The organism is Verrucomicrobiota bacterium (assembly GCA_016871535.1).
GTDB lineage: Bacteria > Verrucomicrobiota > Verrucomicrobiia > Limisphaerales > SIBE01 > VHCZ01.
On record VHCZ01000141.1, the window covers coordinates 1 to 16,227 of the forward strand.

Here is a 16,227-nt window from a genome sequence, read left to right on the forward strand (position 1 = left end):
GCGCTACCGTCTGGTTCATGGGAAGTTCCCTTGGTTTCAGACCCAGGCTCGCAGCCCATGAACCGATCGCTGGTAGGGCGAGTCCGTCCCGGCGAGCCGCTCGACGTGCGTGGAACACGTCCGACTCGGCTCGCTGGGGACAGGCTCGCGCTACCGTCTGGTTCATGGGAAGTTCCCTTGGTTTCAGACCCAGGCTCGCAGCCCATGAACCGATCGCTGGTAGGGCGAGTCCGTCCCGGCGAGCCGCTCGACGTGCGTGGAACACGTCCGACTCAGCTCGCTGGGGACAAGCTCGCGCTACCGTCTGGTTCATGGGAAGGGCGCGCTGGCTCTTCGTTGTCGCTGTGCTTTCGGGGCTGTTCTGGACGGCCTTCGCTGAGGACGTTCAGCATGCTCGCCTCGACTTCCCCACGCGTATCCTCCCCGTTCTTACGAAAGCCGGGTGCAACGCCGGCGCTTGCCATGGCGCCGCTGTCGGCCAGGGCGGATTCAAATTGAGCCTGCTCGGTTACGATTCGGAGAAGGATTACGAAACCATCACACGCGAGTCGTCCGGACGCCGTATTGATCTTTCCGCCCCGGACGCAAGTCTCTTCCTGCTCAAGCCCACGCGTCAAATCGATCACGACGGCGGACGACGCATCAAGAAGGACTCCGAAGCTTACTTCACGCTCAAGCGCTGGATCGCAGCGGGCGTTCCGTATGGCCCACGCGACTTGCGTGTGACCGCGATCTCCGTGGCGCCAAACGACCTTCTGCTCGAAACGACGAACAAAACCATCGAGCTCCGGGTGACAGCAACTCTCTCGGATGGCACGAAGGAAGACGTCACACCGCTGGCGCTTTACACGTCCAACGACGATGGCGTCGCAGAGGTGAACGCGTCCGGCCTCGTGACGACGCGGGATCGCGGCTTGACGAGCATCATGGTGCGTTACTCCGGCCAGGTCGCCGCGGCGCGCGTCGCTGTTCCTTTGAGTGATGCAGTCGTGGAAGCCAGCGCGTTTCCCGCTCAGAATTTCATCGACGAAAAAGTCTTCGCCGAATTGCGCCGGTTGCGCATTCCGCCGTCGCCTCTGAGCGAGGACGCGGAATTTCTGCGCCGGGTTTATCTGGATGTGATCGGTTGCCTCCCGACGCCCGAGAAAGTCCGCGCCTTTCTCAAAGAGCCGCTCTTCTCGGAGTCTTCTTCCTCTCCCCGCGAGGAACGAGTGGGGAGAGGATCGAGGAGAGAGGCTACCGGGGAATCCTCTCCCCGCAAGCGCCAGCGCGTAATCGACGATTTATTGAAACGCGAGGAGTTCGTCGATTTCTGGACGATGAAGTTTGCCGATCTGCTATTGATCAACGGCAAGCGCGGCGCGGAGAACGCCACGCGGACCTACCACCTGTGGTTGCGCGAACAAGTGGAAAACAACCGGCCTTTCGACCAAGTGGCGCGTGAGTTGATCACAGCGGCGGGTGAGATCACGAAAACCGGTCCGGCCAATTTCTTCACGCTCGCGAACGATCCGCGCGATCTGGGCGAACACGCCGGGACGATTTTTCTGGGAACACAAATCGCCTGCGCCCGCTGCCACGCGCATCCCTACGCCCAATGGACGCAGGAAGATTACCATCGCTTCGCCGCGTTCTTCGCGCGTGTGAGCAACGAAGGCGGACAGGTGCGTGTCCGCGACCAGGGCGAAGTCGAGCATCCGAAAACAGGAAAAAGCCTGCTCCCGAAGCCTCTCGGCGGCGCTGCGCCCATCGAAGACTCGACCGCGGACCGGCGAGCGGCTCTGGCGGCCTGGTTGACTTCACCAGACAACACAACCTTCGCCCAGGCTATCGTGAATCGCATCTGGAAACATCTCCTCGGTCGCGGACTTACTGAACCCGTGGATGATTTGCGTCCGACCAATCCGCCTTCGAATCCGGAGTTGCTCGAAGCGCTGGCTGCGGACTTCGTGGCGAACGGCTACGACGTGCGCCGCCTGATTCGCACGATTGTTTCGGCGCGGACTTACCAGCTTTCATCCCGCGCGAACGAGATCAACCGGCGCGACGACCGCTTCTTTTCGCGCGCTTACCTGAAACCGCTCGCGGCTCAAGTGCTGGCCGACGCAATCGCGCAAGCCACGGGACAGCCCGAAGAGTTCGCCGGTTATCCGACCGGCACGCGCTCTGTCCAGTTGATCGGCGCACAAACGCCGTCGTATGCGCTGGACGTGTTCGGGCGTTGCTCGCGCGAGCGCAGTTGCGAATCGTCCGGAAGCGGCGGCGGCGGACTGGCCCAGGCGCTGCACTTGATCAATGGCTCGACCGTGAACAACAAGCTGCGCGAAGGCGCACTCAAGCAACTGCTCGCCAGCGCGCGATCGGATCAGGAATTGATCGAGGAGCTTTATTTGCGAACATTGAGCCGGCGCGCCAGCGCGCAGGAAATGGCGCAATGGAAAACGATGCTGGCCGGACCGAACGCGCGCGGAGAAATCGCGGAAGATTTGCTCTGGGCGCTGTTGAACTCGCGCGAGTTTGCGTTTAATCATTAGGGTAACCATGCTGTTTAATCCGAGCGGCTCACACATTTCTCGGGGGAGCATACGCGCCCTCGCGTGTCACGACCGGCGCCTCGCCGGTCGGAATGGACGCGTCGGTCAATTACTATCCGATGGTTTCTTCGTCTGCATCTGTGTGGTCGGCGAGGGCGCCGACCACGGCACGCGAGGCGCGTGCGGTCCCCTGGATCTTGCACCATGAAAAATGAAACGTTCAGCCCGAACTGCCGTTGCGACGGCGTTTCCCGGCGCGACTTCCTGCACCTTGGCGTGCTCACGACGCTCGGCCTGAGCCTGACAGATTTGCTCCGGCTCCAAGCGCAATCCGCTGCCACGCCCGGTTCGAGTAGCTCCGCGCGAGCCAAGTCCTGCATCTTGATCTGGCTCGACGGCGGCCCCAGCCACCTTGACACCTTCGACCTGAAGCCCGACGCGCCGAGCGAAGTTCGCAGTCAATTCAAGCCGATCAAAACCGCCGCCAGCGGCATCGAGATTTGCGAGCACTTGCCGCGCACCTCCGAAGTGATGCGCGACGTGGCGTTGATCCGCTCTTTGACGCACGAGCTGGGAAATCACGACACCGGCGCGCGTTTCTTGCTCACGGGCCATCGTCCCACGCCAGCGGTCGATTATCCAAGCCTCGGCAGCATCGTCGCGCATGAGACCGGTTTTGCGGGCACGCTGCCGCCTTACGTGGCGATTCCAAATGACGGTGTCGGCGGCAGTTCCGGCGCCGCGAAATCCGGGTATCTGCCGGCCGCCTACTCCGCGTTCAGCGTCGGCAACGATCCATCGCGCGTGCGCGATCTGGACGCTCCCGAAGGTGTCAGATTTGAGCGTACGGAGCGTCGGCGGCAGATGCTCGAAACGCTCGATGGTTTCTCGCGCTACGTCGAGGAAGGTCCCGTCACGCAAAATCGCGATGCCTTTTACGAACAAGCTTACCGGCTTCTTTCCTCTCCCCAGGCCAAAGCCGCTTTCGACTTTTCCAAAGAGAAGCCTGGAACACGCGAGCGTTACGGCCACAGCCGAATTGCCACGAGTTGCTTGCTTGCGCGGCGTCTTGTGGAAGCCGGCGCGCGCTTCATTACGGTCGTGGACACGGGCTGGGATCATCACAACCAGATTTTCCGGGAGTTGCCCGACTCGCGTTTTCCCGGCAGCGGCAAGCTGCCTTCGCTCGATCGGGCTTACGCGTCGTTGGTCACCGATTTGCGCGAACGCGGTTTGCTCGACTCGACGCTCGTCGTGCTGATGGGCGAGTTCGGGCGCACGCCGAAGATCAACGCCATCGGCGGACGCGATCATTGGCCGCGCGCGGGCTTTGTCTGTCTCGCCGGCGGCGGCGTCAAAGGCGGACAGGTCATCGGCGCGACCAATGCCTACGGCGAAGTCCCTGTGGACCGCCCGGTCAGCCCGCCCGATCTGGCCTCGACCATTCTGAAACTCCTCGGCGTCGATCCTGAAAAAGAATACCGCGCGCCGAATGGCCGGCCGCTGAAGATTCTGAACGAAGGCGGATTCATTTCCGGATTGGTGTAGCTGTAGAGCTTCATATCCGTGTCCATCCGTGTCATCCGTGGTTAAACCTTCTTTGGATTGTTTGACGACAAAATGCGCATCTCGACAAGGCCACCGTAGTGTTTGCCCCCTTCCGCGACGAAGGATTGGGAGAGGGCGACTTATTTCCCGTTCTGGAGCAGACTGGGTTGGATTTGATGCGCTGCCTGCCCATGAACTCGGTTGTAGAGCAGGCTTTCCAGCCTGCTGGTTTGGGCGACTTTCCAGTCGCCCGGCGGACGGGACTGGAAAGTCCCGCCGACCCGCAGACAGGAATGTCTGTGCCACAGTTCATGGTCCCAATGCGCGCGCATCGACTGCCCATGAACCGGCCAAATCGCCGCCAAGTTTTGGAGTGCGCCAGTCCTCTGGCGCTTTTGGAATCGCCGGAGCCTGCAAAAGCTACAGAGGACTCTGCTCCTTACACGAACGGATGCGCGCGAGGGCAGATGCGATGCGGCCAGTTCTTTTTGGATTGCTCTTCATCGGTTTGTTTTGGGGGACGACATCTTCTCTTGGGGCCCCCGTGGCCGCGCTGGCTTTTGCTCCGGATGCAAAGACAGTGTTATACGGCGACCACAGATCAATTGTGGTCAGTTCCGCCAAGGACGGCGCGCTTCAGCGGCGAGTTCAACTCGATTTTCCGAAAGTGAGTTCGCTGGCTTTCAGCCCGGATGGCCGCTTCGTGGCCGCGGCGGGCGGAACTCCTGGAATCGGCGGTGTCGCTGTGCTGATGGATTGGAAGAACGAAAAGATTCTTCAACGCTTCACCAACTTCACGGATCTGGCGACCTCGGTTGCGTTCAGTCCGGATGGGCGTTTCCTGGCGGTTGCCAGCGCGGATCATTCCGTAAACGTTCTCAAACTCAACGCTGACGGCGCAAACGGGGTGGAATCTCACAAGTTGGAAGGTCACGCAGGACCCGTGCTGGCCGTGGCGTTCAGTCCAACCGAACAAACCATCGTGACCGCCAGCGCCGATCGTTCGCTGAAAGTTTGGGATGCCGGCAGCGGGAAACTGATTCGCTCGTTCAACCATCACACCGAAATCGTCCACGCGCTGGCCTTCCGTCCTTTGGAGAGGAACAGCGATTCACCGCGCCCCGCGTACTGCGCGTCCGCCAGCGACGATCACACCGTGCGCGTCTGGCAGCCGGAAATTGGCCGGATGGTGCGCATCGTGCGCAAGCACGAAGGCCCCGTCTTCGCCGCGACTTACAGCCGCGACGGCACGCGGCTGTTCTCAGCGGGAAAGGAAGGCATCGTCCGCGTCATCGACTCGGAGAGCGACGAAATCCTGGAACACTGGCGCGCGTCGGACGATTGGATTTACAGCCTGGCGCTCAGCCCCGACGGCAAAACGCTGGCCACCGGCGATTGGGCCGGGCAAGTGAAGCTCTGGGATGTCACCTCAAGACCGGCTCGGCTGATGTTCCAGCGGTAATGGGGAGCGCGCACGCCCTCGCGTGCCGCGGTCGGCGCCCCCGCCGACCACCGATTTCCGTCCGAAAGAGCGATCCTTTAATGATGGTTCCTCCGACGATCCGATTGGCGAGGGCGCCAGTCGGAACACGCGAAGGCGCGTGTGCTCCCCAGACCAAGTGCGGGCTCCCACGCTGCTAACTTGGACTGGCGTTGCCGGGGACATTTTGACTAATCTCCCCGCCTTGTTTTAGTAATCAGTAGTCAGTGTTCAGTATTCAGTAACTGATCACTGATTACGTTGACCGTCGCGACATGACCTCAGCCGAAATTCGCCAGTCGTTTCTCGACTTCTTCAAGTCGAAGCAACACACCCTTGTGCCGTCGTCGGGCTTGATGCCCGACGCGCCGAACTTGCTGTTCACCAACGCGGGCATGAACCAGTTCGTGCCCATCTTCCTCGGCCAGCGCAAAGCCGATGTCAGCAAATGGCCCGGCGCCGTGCCTGGCCTCGACACCCGCGCCGCCGACACGCAGAAGGTCATTCGCGCCGGCGGCAAGCATAATGACCTCGAAGACGTCGGCCTCGACACGTATCACCACACGTTTTTCGAGATGCTGGGCAACTGGTCCTTCGGCGATTACTTCAAAAAGGAGGCCATCGAATGGGCGTGGGAACTGGTCGTGGGCATCTGGAAATTCCCGCCTCAGCGCCTTTTCGCGACGGTCTATAAGCCTGGTCCAGGCGACCCCGCGGCATTCGATCAGGAAGCTTACGACCATTGGGCGCGCATTTACTCCGCCGCCGGACTCGACCCGAAGGTGCACGTCGTCTATGGGAACAAGAAAGACAACTTCTGGATGATGGGCGACACCGGCCCGTGCGGCCCGTGTAGCGAAATCCACGTCGATCTCACGCCCGAAGGCGACACGCGCGGCGCGCTCGTGAACCAGGGCGACGCGCGGTGCATCGAGATTTGGAATCTGGTCTTCATCCAGTTCAACGCGAATCCGGATGGGACGTTCTCGCCGTTGCCCTCTAAGCACGTCGATACCGGCATGGGTTTCGAGCGGGTGACGAGCATCATCCAGGGCACGAAAGGCTTCACGGATTTCAAGAACGCGAAAATTTCCAATTACGAAACGGACGTTTTCCGCCCCATCTTTGATGAACTGGAAAAACTGAGCGGCAAACGCTACGGCTCGACGTTGCCAGGGAGACCACACGCGCCCTCGCGTGTGGAAGACGGCGCCCCCGCCGTCTCCGGGGAGCACACGCGCCCTCGCGTGTCGCAATCGGCGCCCTCGCCGATTGCCCGTGCGGCGTCGGGAACAACAGAGGCGAAGTATTCCCGCCGCAACCTCCCGCACTTCGAGCGTCCCTGGGCAAAATACATGGTCACGTTTTCGACGCGCGCTAAGCGCGGATTGAGCCCGGCAGAGCGAGATCTTGCGCTTAAGAGCGTTCTCCACGCCCATGAGCATCGGCAAATCCAGCTCTATGCCGCGTGCGTCATGCCGGATCATGTCCACTTGCTGTTCGAGCCGCAGATCAAAGAACAGGACCAGGAAGGCAAACCGGTGTTCTGGTCACTCAGCGAAATCCTCCAGGGAATCAAATCTGCGAGTTCGCACAACATCAACCAGGCTTCAGGCCAAAAGGGACCTGTTTGGGAGAAAGAGTCGATGGACCGCATGATTCGGAGCGACTCGGACATGGCGGAGAAGTTCCATTACATCTGTCGGAATCCGTGGGATGGCGGAGTCGTGCCGGCGTCTGAGAATTATCCGTGGTTGTGGACTCCGGACATTTCCGGGGAGGACACGCGCCCTCGCGTGTCGCAATCGGCGCCCTCGCCGATTGCAACTGCGGACGTCAAAGAAGCGGTTGGCGAAGCGCCAACCGCGGCACGCGAGGGCGCGTGCGGTCCCCCGGAAGCCGAACAGGAACAGATCGACATCGCGTTCCGCGTCATCGCGGACCATATCCGGACGCTGAGTTTCGCGATTGCGGATGGCATTCAGCCGGGGAACAACGACCGCAATTATGTCCTGCGCCGCATCCTGCGCCGCGCGGTGCGCTATGGCCGGACGCTCGGTTTCCACGAACCGTTTTTCTACAAACTCGTCGATGTACTGGCGGACACGATGGGGCATGTGTTTCCGGAAATCCGGGAGAAACGGAAGCATGTCCAGGAAGTCATCCGCACGGAGGAGGAGGCGTTTAATAAGACGCTGGATCGAGGGCTCGCGCTTTTCGAACAGGAAGTGGCGCATCTCTTGGGTGGAACGGGCTACCAGCCCGTTGCGGCGGGCAACCTGCCCGCCGCTCCCGGGGCGTCGTATAACAAACGCAATCTTCCTCACTTCGAAAAGCCGTGGGCCATCTACGTGGTCGATTTCCGCACCTACGAAGGCCGCCAGCTCTCGCCCAATGCGCGAGACATTGCCTTCGATTGCATTCTCCGCTGGCGGAACAGCCGGTACCGCCTGGTCGCGGCCTGCGTCATGCCCGATCACGTTCACTTCATCATTCAACCGGGCGTGAAAGGCGAGGACCGCCAGGGCGATCCGGTTTTCTGGTCACTGTCAGAGATTCTCCATTCCATAAAATCGTTCTCCGCGAACGAAATCAACCGGGCTGAGAAAACTTCGGGACACGTCTGGCAGGAGGAGCGCTACGACCGATACGTTCGCTCCGATCGTGATCTGGAAGAAAAGTTTCACTATGTCTGCCGGAATCCCTGGGCCGCTGCACTTGTGGACGAGACACAAGCCTGGCCCTGGCTTTGGACCGAAGAGATTGAAGCCGCACGACCGTATGTTCAACCTCCGCATCTGCCGTACGCGAAGGCTGCCGGGCAAGTTGCCCGGCAGAACGGGCTGGTAGCCCGTTCCACCCATTCAGCCCCGAAGACGCAGATTAGCGCCGACTTTGCGTTCAGGCTTTACGACGAGCAGGGCTTCCCACTCGACCTCACCGAGTTGATGGCCCGAGAGCGCGGCTTGACGGTGGATGTCGAGGGCTTCAACAAGCTGATGGAAGAGCAGAAAACCCGCGCTCGCGCGGCGCAGAAGAAGCAGGTCATCGAGATTTCCCAAGTTGAAACCACGACGCCGACCCGCTTCGTCGGCTACGACAAATTGGAAACGCCGGCGAAGGTCCTCGAAGTCGTCAGCGTGAAGGAGAAGACCGCCGTCATCCTCGACACCAGCGTCTGCTACGCCGAGATGGGCGGGCAGGTGGGCGACACGGGCGAGTTGAGCGGTGGCGGCCCACTCTGGCGCGTGGTCAACACGCAGAAGAGCGGCAATGCCTGGCTGCACTTCATCGTTGAGGGGGAGCACACGCGCCCTCGCGTGTCGCAATCGGCGCCCCCGCCGATTGCATCTACGGACGTCGAAGAAGCGGTTGGCGAGGCGCCAACCGCGGCACGCGAGGGCGCGTGCGGTCCCCAACCAGAGACGTTTCCGATGCCCGGAAGCGAGGTAACGCTTGCGGTGGATGTTACGCGCCGCTTCGCCATCCAGCGCCACCACACCGTCACGCACCTTTTCCACTGGGCGCTGCACGAGGTTGTGAGCAAGGACGCGTCGCAGAAAGGCTCCTACGTCGGGCCCGAGAAGCTTACGTTCGATTTCAACAGCGCGCCGCTCACGCCGCAGCAGATCGCGGACATCGAAAAACTCGTCAACGAACGCATCGTCGAGAACGCGGGCGTCAGTTGGATCGAAGTCCCTTACTCCGACGTGAAATCGCGCAAGGACGTGATGCAATTCTTCGGCGACAAATACGGCGATGTCGTCCGCGTCGTCCAGATCGGCGGCAAAGTCGGCGCGTTGGACGGTTATTCGATGGAACTCTGCGGCGGGACGCACACGCGCGCGACCGGCGAGATCGGCTTGTTTCGGATTGTTGGCGAAAGCGCCATTGCCGCCGGCGTTCGCCGCGTCGAGGCCGTGGCCGGGTTGACGGCGTATGACGTGACGAAGCTGGACCGCGAATTGATCAAATCCGTTGCCGGGAAAGTGGGTTCGCCGATTCACGAGCTGGAGAAAAAGATTGAGAACTTGCTCAAACAACAGAAAGCGCTGGAGAAGCAGCTCAGGGCGATGCAGCAGAAGGAAGCCGCCAGCGCTGCCAAGAACTTGGTCGCAAACGCCACGACGATCAACGGCATCCCGGCGATTATCGAGAACATGGGCGCGCTCGACGGCGACACCCTTCAAGGGATGGTCAACGAGTTGAAGGGCCAGTTCAAAGGCGTGATCGTGCTGGGCGGCGTGGCGAACAACGCGGTCTCTCTGATCGCGGCGGTCATGCCCGAATTCACGGCCAAAGTTCAGGCCGGCAAGATCATTCAGCAGATCGCTCCGATCGTCGGGGGCAAAGGCGGCGGCAAGCCTGACAACGCTCGCGGCGGCGGCAAGGACGCCAGCAAGCTGGATGAGGCGCTGGCCAAAGCGAAGTCGTTGTTTTAGAAATTGTGTCAAGCAAGATGCTTCCTGACGAACAAGCATCTCCGGAGCAAATGGAGATTTTGCGGCGAATGACGCCGGCCCAGCGCTGGCACGCAGCGCATCGCCTGTACTGGACCGCCCGCCGGCACAAGGCGGCTTTCCTCCGCGCCCAACACTCAGATTGGTCTGAACAACAAGTCGAGCAAACCGTGCGTCGCATTTTCCTGCATGCCCGAACCTGACCTGATCGAGTTGTTTGAGCAGCCGCTCAATCGACTGGGGATCCGGTATGTGATCAGCGGAAGCGTGGCGGCGATGTTGTATGGCGAGCCGCGCTTGACGCATGATATCGACCTGATTGTTTTTCTCAGGTCGGACGACATCGAGCGCCTTCAGGAGGCATTTCCCCTGCCTGAGTTTTACCTTCCACGGCCGACGTCATTGCGGTCGAGGCCGCCCGGGAGCGCCGAGGTCATTTCAATGGATTCGCAACCGGGGATTGGAAGCGCAATGGAACCAGGTCAATGCGTGAACACGGGTGCGTCACCGTTTCCGGGAGTCTGACCGTCGCGGCTTTGTTTTTCGACGCCGGGATTTCTGCTTACTCAGCCTCTGGGTCAACCGCAGTGTGCGCTCCAGGATTGGCAATGCCGCAAGGTCTTTCTCACGTCCCGCGGCGCGTTTGCTTGCGATGACTCGCTGGAGGGGAAGAATTCGCATCGGCACGCCTTCCAATTGGCCGCTCCGACAACGTTCCCATTCACGGGCAAAAGATCGTAGCCCATTGGGACTAACGACGGCGTTGACCTGAGTGCCGTCACTGAGCTCGTAGAGTGTCTGGGCGCGAATGGTGCCACCTAACCGCTGGACAATAGCGAGCAACCGAACGTACTGGCGTTCCGGCAGTCTCACCCAGAAGTCATAGTCCACCGTCATCAAAGGCGCGCCTTGCTCGATGGCAGCCATCGCGCCGATCAGAATGCAATCTATGCTTTCTTCGCGGAGCGCCTTAAGGAAAGCGCCGAGCGGGCTGTCTTGAGGCTGAAGCGGCATCGCTCTTCCGGGGTCATCGCAAAGAACAACGCGTGCTGCCACAGTTCGTCATCATCCAACCCGCGCGCGCCTTGGAGGCGCCGATAAATCCGGGCGGCCGCATCGTTGGGTCCTTTGACGTTTTTCTTCGCTGGCACGAGGCTACTTTGCGGAACGATGTACGGACTGGCAGGCGTTACATCATCAATTGAATCGGAACTAAAGGCCGCCTTCCGCCAACCAGCCAAACGCACGTGACTTCGTTGGCCACCTGAACTAGCCTGCACGTGTGCCGCATGAAAGACGCAGGAAAAATCCGTCCCCCGCTCGCCGTGCGCGCCGCACGCGTCCTCGCTCAACTCAAACAGGTGCGCGGACTCGACGACGCCGAGAAATCAGTCCACGCGCTGGGGTTGGCGGCGACGCCGCAGGAGCGATGGGAGTTGTTCGAGAACAGCGTCCGCTCATTCGGCTATTGGAAGCCCTCGAAACGGAGCAAATCCGCTATGTAGTCATTGGGATGGCCGCTGCCATCGCTCAAGGTGTGATGGCGAACACCCTGGACGTCGATTTGTGGATCGACCTGCCCCCGCGCCAATACATGCGAGTCTTGAACCTCGCGAGGAAAGTCGGCGCGACCGTCGCGGCGAACACAGTTGTTTACCTTGAGGATGGCACTCCCGTGAACTTCGTCTATGAGGTCACAGGTCTCGGAAGTTTTAGTCGAGAGATGCGCCACATAACCGAAGCATCCATTCATGGCCACTTGGTTCCCGTGTTGGAGCTCAAGCGCATTCTCAAAAGTAAGGCCGCCGTCGGCCGGGACAAGGACAAGCTGCATATCCTCCACATTCGAGACTTTCTCCGATGCCGAAGAGCCCTGGCCAAACAACGCCGTTCAAAGCTCCGCTCTTATTAGGGTCCGTGCAAAAATAACTTCGGATTTTGCTGGAGGCTGTTTGTCTTCGTTGTCTTCTGTTTAAGATTCCTCATGAACCAACAACGATTCCTGTTTTGCAGTCGGTGCGGGGGGGCGAAGGTTCGACGGCGTTCGCCGGTCGAGTTCGAATGCGAGGCGTGCGGCTTCAAGCACTTCACCAATCCCACGGTCGCCGTCGCGGCGATCATCGCCAATCGCGCCGGAGAAATCCTGCTGATCCGGCGGGCGAAGGATCCGGGCCGAGGCAAGCTGAGCGTTCCGGGCGGATTTGTCGATCCAGGCGAAACCGGCGAGGAGGCTGTGCGCCGGGAGGTTTTCGAGGAAGTGAACTTGCAGGTGAAGGCTTTCCAATACCTCGCGTCGTTCCCGAACCAGTATCAATTCCAGGACGTGATTTACCCGACCCTGGACGTATTTTTCACAGCGGAGACGGAGACGTTCGCTGAAGCCCGCGCGAAGGTCGAGGTGCAATCCGTCATCGGCGTGGCCCCCGCCAGTGTGGAATTTGGAGAAGTCGCGTTCCCGTCGGTCGAAAAGGCTTTGCGGCTCTATTTGGTCCGGCTGCATCGGGGTTGAGTTTCGAGCAAAATAGGGTCATGAACCCATTTCTCGATTTGCTTGAGAATCGATTCCGCGCGCCAGGATGGGGAACAGTATCCGGACAACGGCAGCAGCGCTGAAATTTTCACGAATCCGGACCCGCAAGCCTATGTCGAGCTGGAGGTGTTGGGGCCATTGCAGAACCTCAAACCGGGAGATCGAGCCGAGCAAACCTCCACTTACACCCTCATCCGCCGCGTAGAAACGACGGCGGAAGCTGAAGCCAAAAGGATTCTGGCCCGCTGAGCGGCGATTCCAATCATGGGCGGGGCGACGCTCCTGCGGAGCCCTCTGTCTTCGCAACACAGGACTGAGCCGTCACCGTTTCGTGAGAGGGTCTCAACGACGCTCCGACCGGCGAGGCGCCGGCTGGGACACGCGAGGTCGCGTGTGCTCCCCATCAGGCTCGGCGGGAGCCTCGCCCCACCGTATGCCGAAGACTGGTGGGTTTTTCCCGTGCCGACTCCCGGATTTGCGCCGTTGATGTCCGCTTTCGCGTCTGTAATGCTCTGTAGCTTTAACGATGCGCACGCGTTTCCAACCAGGCCTCTTCATCGTTGTGCTGTCAGGGCTGTGCCTGTGGTCCACTCCGCGAACTGCGGGCGCTCCAGTGGCGATTGATTCGAGGCTCCAGGTCCGGCTTCTGATGAACACCAAGGACGGCGTCCCGGCCTACTCGATCCGGGTCGCGAAGGATCCGCGCAACAACCAGCTCTATTACGCGAAGATGAACGGGTTCATCTACCGGCTCAATTCGGTCCCGAACAGCGGCACGGCGAGCAGCGCGATCATCTACAATTCCACGGATCACGGCGTCTCCGAAGGCGCTCAAGGCATGGCCATCGGGCCCGACGGGACCCTCTACCTGGTCGGCAATGCTGCGACCAGCGATGGCAACAGCACGGCGGCGCGCATCATGAAAGGAGTTCCCAATCCCAGCGGTTCGCGCACGTGGTCGTTGCTGGCCAAAACGGATCCGTATCCACGCAGCAAAACGGCGTACGATCACGTCTTCAACGGCCTCGTGGTCAGCCCGGATGGCATCACCTTTACGTGAACAGCGGTTCGCGCACGGATCATGGCGAGGTGCAGTCCGGCGGCGGCGCTTTTCCGGACACGCGCGAAGTGCCGTTGACGGCAAAGATATTTCGGCTCCCGACCCGCGGTTCGAATTTGGCATTGCCGAACGATGCGGACGCGCTGCGGAACGCCGGCTACCTCTTCTGCGAAGGACTGCGGAACGCGTTCGATCTGGCCTTCGCGCCGAACGGCGATCTGTTCGGCACGGAAAACGGACCGGACCGCGATATGTCGGAGGAGTTGAACTGGCTGAGGCCCGGATTGCACTACGGATTTCCCTGGCGCATTGGAGGCACTGACAATCCGCAGCAATACCGCGGTTACGATCCAAGCAGCGACCGGTTGCTGGACCGGCGCTTCCTCGCTTATCAGGCCGGATACTATCACAACGACCCAACCTTTCCCCCCGCGCCGGCGAATTTGGCGGAGCCGGTCCTCAATGTCGGGCCGGACGCGGACAGTTATCGTGATCCGACGGATGGATCGATCAAGGATGCCAGCGAACAGGGCGTGAAACTCAGCACCTTCACAGCGCACCGGTCGCCGCTTGGCCTGGTGTTCGACGCGGCGGGAGCGATGGCGCCGCCGTTTCAGCATCACGCGTTCGTGCTGAGCTGGACGGCGGGCGACGCGAACGGCACGAGCGTGCCGGGACCTTTCAAGGACGCGAGCGAGGACCTGGTCGATGTGGAACTGACCAAGCTGGGCGACACGAATTACCAGGCTCGCATCACTCGGCTGGTCGGTGGATTTCTGAATCCGATCGACTCCGAAATCATCGGGAACAGGATCTACGTGCTGGAATACGGCGGCAACCAGGGTCTGTGGGAAATCACCTTTCCACCGAGTGCGACTCCGCCTGCCGCCGTGAAGATCTTGAGTCCTGCGATTCGCGGGAATGACTTCAGCTTCTCTTTCGCCACAGAGACCGGGCTGCGCTACGAGGTGCAGTTTGCGGAGACGTTGAATCCAACAGCCTGGAACACCGTGATGAACTTCACCGGAAATGGAGCGGTTTCAAGTGTGAGTGCTCCGGTGGCAGGCGTGCAGCGATTTTATCGAGTCAGCGTCGCGCTCAAGTAGGGGCCCGTGGGATTCTGCTGTTGGCCTTCTCTGGTGGCTCCGTTTCCTTCTGATTTCTTAACAAGAAGCAACTGACAGAACAGAGAGAACAGAGAAGCGGACGGATTCCACTGCGTCCCAAATCAAGTCTTGAGACAGAAGGCCGCCCAGGAAGAGACGATGGGCCAACGGAGGCTCCTGGTCTTTCCGTTGTCCTGCTCTCCGTTCAAGAGACGCCTCAAGGATTAGTCAGGGACGGAGTGGAATCCACTGCTGTCCAGTTAATTGTCATTGAGCAACAATAACTTCTGATTTCCGTAATAGCGGTCGCCAGACGCGCTCGGCTCGTTGTCGTCGAAAAACAGCGTATTTACGGGCGTTTGCTCGAAAATGTTCACGCTGATGATCTGCAACATTTCATTCAAACTTTTCTGGACTTTCAGTTCCTTCTTGAGGATGGCCACCAGCAAGTAGGCGCTGATCGCTGACCAGATTTGACACCGGACGGCATTTTCGCTTCGGCCAAAAAAGCTGCGAATGCGAAGATGCTGTTTGATCCATTTGAAAAACAATTCGACCTGCCAACGCCGCCGATAGAGTTCTGCGATCACCTCGGCTGGCAGATCAAAGTTGTTCGTCAGCAAGACCAAGGTGACTTTGTTCTCGGAGTCATAAACACGAACTTTCCTGAGCTTTTCGGGAAACAATTTCTTGGACCACTTGCTTTTGAGTTGAACGATCTGGTCGCATCTCAATCCGGTGGCTTTGTCGATGGGGCGTGACTTCCGGACAATGAATCGCACGTGATGTTTGCACCGCACGACAAAAAAGCCGCCCGCCTGATGCAGGCGGTAGAGTCGAGCAAAATCCAAATAGCCTCGATCCATGATGTAAAAGGCTCCGGGGTGAATGGGAATGTGATCGAGCATCTTCAGGTCGGGTAAATGGGCCTCGGTGATCGCACCCCAAGCCGGCAGATTGCCCCGTAAAGACAGGAGCAAATGCAATTTCAGCGCGGCTCGTCCCGAACGCGCATAATACCCCCAGGGAAACAAGTTCAAACTCAAAGAAATGATTGAGGAGTCCAAAGCCAAGGCGATCTTCGGAAGATCGAAATCGATGGGATCGTTTTGATAAAGGCGAGAGGCTCGCCTCATCAGAATCTCCGCCACCGCTTGAAACAGACGCCAATCTCGATGGCAATTGGCATACGCTAAATGGGTGCGCGTCACTCGGCCTCGAAACCCCAGGTGATAGAGCAAGGATTTCCTGGCCTCCAAACAACCCACGATATCGCGTAAACTTTCCCGATAAGTCAGTTGCCCAAAACAGAGCGCCAGAAACTGATCGTATTCGGTGAGACCACGGGTTTCACGTCGAGTCGGAAAGACTTCGACGCAACGAGCGAACTCGGTTTGATACAAAACAGAAGTGATTTGCGAAAAGACAGGAGCTTGAATCGACATCGCCGACAATGGCAGCGAAAGCGGAAATTGCCCGCCAAAAATTGGCAATAGCCATTCTCATTGA

General features: G+C 59.8%; 13 protein-coding genes and 4 pseudogenes. 15 read left to right on the forward strand and 2 right to left on the reverse strand.

Features of this window, described 5'->3' with window-relative positions:
- The first annotated feature begins 17 nt into the window (after nt 1-17).
- The 9 genes and pseudogenes from FJ398_17275 to FJ398_17315 all read left to right on the forward strand — a co-directional run bounded on the left by FJ398_17275 (nt 18) and on the right by FJ398_17315 (nt 10,225).
- Nucleotides 18-2,534: a DUF1553 domain-containing protein gene (locus FJ398_17275; protein MBM3839684.1), complete on the forward strand. Its 2,517-nt coding sequence runs from the start codon at nt 18-20 to the stop codon at nt 2,532-2,534.
- 204 nt (nt 2,535-2,738) lie between these two features.
- Nucleotides 2,739-4,082: a DUF1501 domain-containing protein gene (locus FJ398_17280; protein ID MBM3839685.1), complete on the forward strand. Its 1,344-nt coding sequence runs from the start codon at nt 2,739-2,741 to the stop codon at nt 4,080-4,082.
- A gap of 451 nt (nt 4,083-4,533) precedes the next feature.
- The gene (locus tag FJ398_17285; protein ID MBM3839686.1) at nt 4,534-5,544 is read left to right on the forward strand and encodes a WD40 repeat domain-containing protein; all 1,011 of its coding nucleotides are present in this window, start codon (nt 4,534-4,536) and stop codon (nt 5,542-5,544) included.
- Between the two features lie 293 nt (nt 5,545-5,837).
- Nucleotides 5,838-6,737, forward strand: a pseudogene (locus tag FJ398_17290) (alanine--tRNA ligase).
- Between the two features lie 180 nt (nt 6,738-6,917).
- Nucleotides 6,918-7,175, forward strand: a pseudogene (locus FJ398_17295) (hypothetical protein).
- A gap of 288 nt (nt 7,176-7,463) precedes the next feature.
- Nucleotides 7,464-7,802: pseudogene (locus tag FJ398_17300) on the forward strand (alanine--tRNA ligase).
- 228 nt (nt 7,803-8,030) lie between these two features.
- Nucleotides 8,031-8,216 (forward strand): annotated as a pseudogene (locus tag FJ398_17305) (transposase).
- Nucleotides 8,217-8,753: 537 nt separating this feature from the next.
- Nucleotides 8,754-10,004, forward strand: coding sequence for a hypothetical protein (locus FJ398_17310; protein ID MBM3839687.1), 1,251 nt, complete (start codon nt 8,754-8,756; stop codon nt 10,002-10,004).
- A gap of 17 nt (nt 10,005-10,021) precedes the next feature.
- Nucleotides 10,022-10,225, forward strand: a complete 204-nt coding sequence (locus FJ398_17315; GenBank protein ID MBM3839688.1) for a hypothetical protein — start codon at nt 10,022-10,024, stop codon at nt 10,223-10,225.
- Nucleotides 10,226-10,526: 301 nt separating this feature from the next.
- Here FJ398_17315 and FJ398_17320 read toward each other — a convergent pair whose 3' ends face one another.
- Nucleotides 10,527-11,078 carry a hypothetical protein gene (locus FJ398_17320; GenBank protein ID MBM3839689.1) on the reverse strand — a complete coding sequence of 184 codons (552 nt, stop codon included), beginning with the start codon at nt 11,076-11,078 and terminating at the stop codon, nt 10,527-10,529.
- A gap of 233 nt (nt 11,079-11,311) precedes the next feature.
- On the opposite strand from FJ398_17320, the gene FJ398_17325 reads away from it, so the two are divergent.
- The 6 genes from FJ398_17325 (at nt 11,312) to FJ398_17350 (ending at nt 14,718) form a co-directional block, all read left to right on the forward strand.
- Entirely contained in the window at nt 11,312-11,527 is a 216-nt protein-coding gene (locus FJ398_17325; protein MBM3839690.1) for a hypothetical protein, read from the forward strand.
- Between the two features lie 8 nt (nt 11,528-11,535).
- Nucleotides 11,536-11,934 (forward strand): hypothetical protein, encoded by a 399-nt coding sequence (locus FJ398_17330; GenBank protein MBM3839691.1) that lies wholly within the window; start codon nt 11,536-11,538, stop codon nt 11,932-11,934.
- Between the two features lie 72 nt (nt 11,935-12,006).
- Nucleotides 12,007-12,531: an NUDIX domain-containing protein gene (locus FJ398_17335; protein MBM3839692.1), complete on the forward strand. Its 525-nt coding sequence runs from the start codon at nt 12,007-12,009 to the stop codon at nt 12,529-12,531.
- Between the two features lie 42 nt (nt 12,532-12,573).
- Nucleotides 12,574-12,801 (forward strand): hypothetical protein, encoded by a 228-nt coding sequence (locus tag FJ398_17340; GenBank protein ID MBM3839693.1) that lies wholly within the window; start codon nt 12,574-12,576, stop codon nt 12,799-12,801.
- 400 nt (nt 12,802-13,201) lie between these two features.
- Nucleotides 13,202-13,612, forward strand: coding sequence for a hypothetical protein (locus FJ398_17345; protein MBM3839694.1), 411 nt, complete (start codon nt 13,202-13,204; stop codon nt 13,610-13,612).
- A complete protein-coding gene (locus tag FJ398_17350; GenBank protein MBM3839695.1) occupies nt 13,507-14,718 on the forward strand; it encodes a hypothetical protein in 1,212 nt (403 codons plus the stop codon). The genes FJ398_17345 and FJ398_17350 overlap by 106 nt, the downstream gene beginning before the upstream one ends.
- Nucleotides 14,719-14,978: 260 nt before the next feature.
- Here FJ398_17350 and FJ398_17355 read toward each other — a convergent pair whose 3' ends face one another.
- Nucleotides 14,979-16,163 (reverse strand): IS4 family transposase, encoded by a 1,185-nt coding sequence (locus FJ398_17355; GenBank protein MBM3839696.1) that lies wholly within the window; start codon nt 16,161-16,163, stop codon nt 14,979-14,981.
- Nucleotides 16,164-16,227 lie beyond the last annotated feature (64 nt).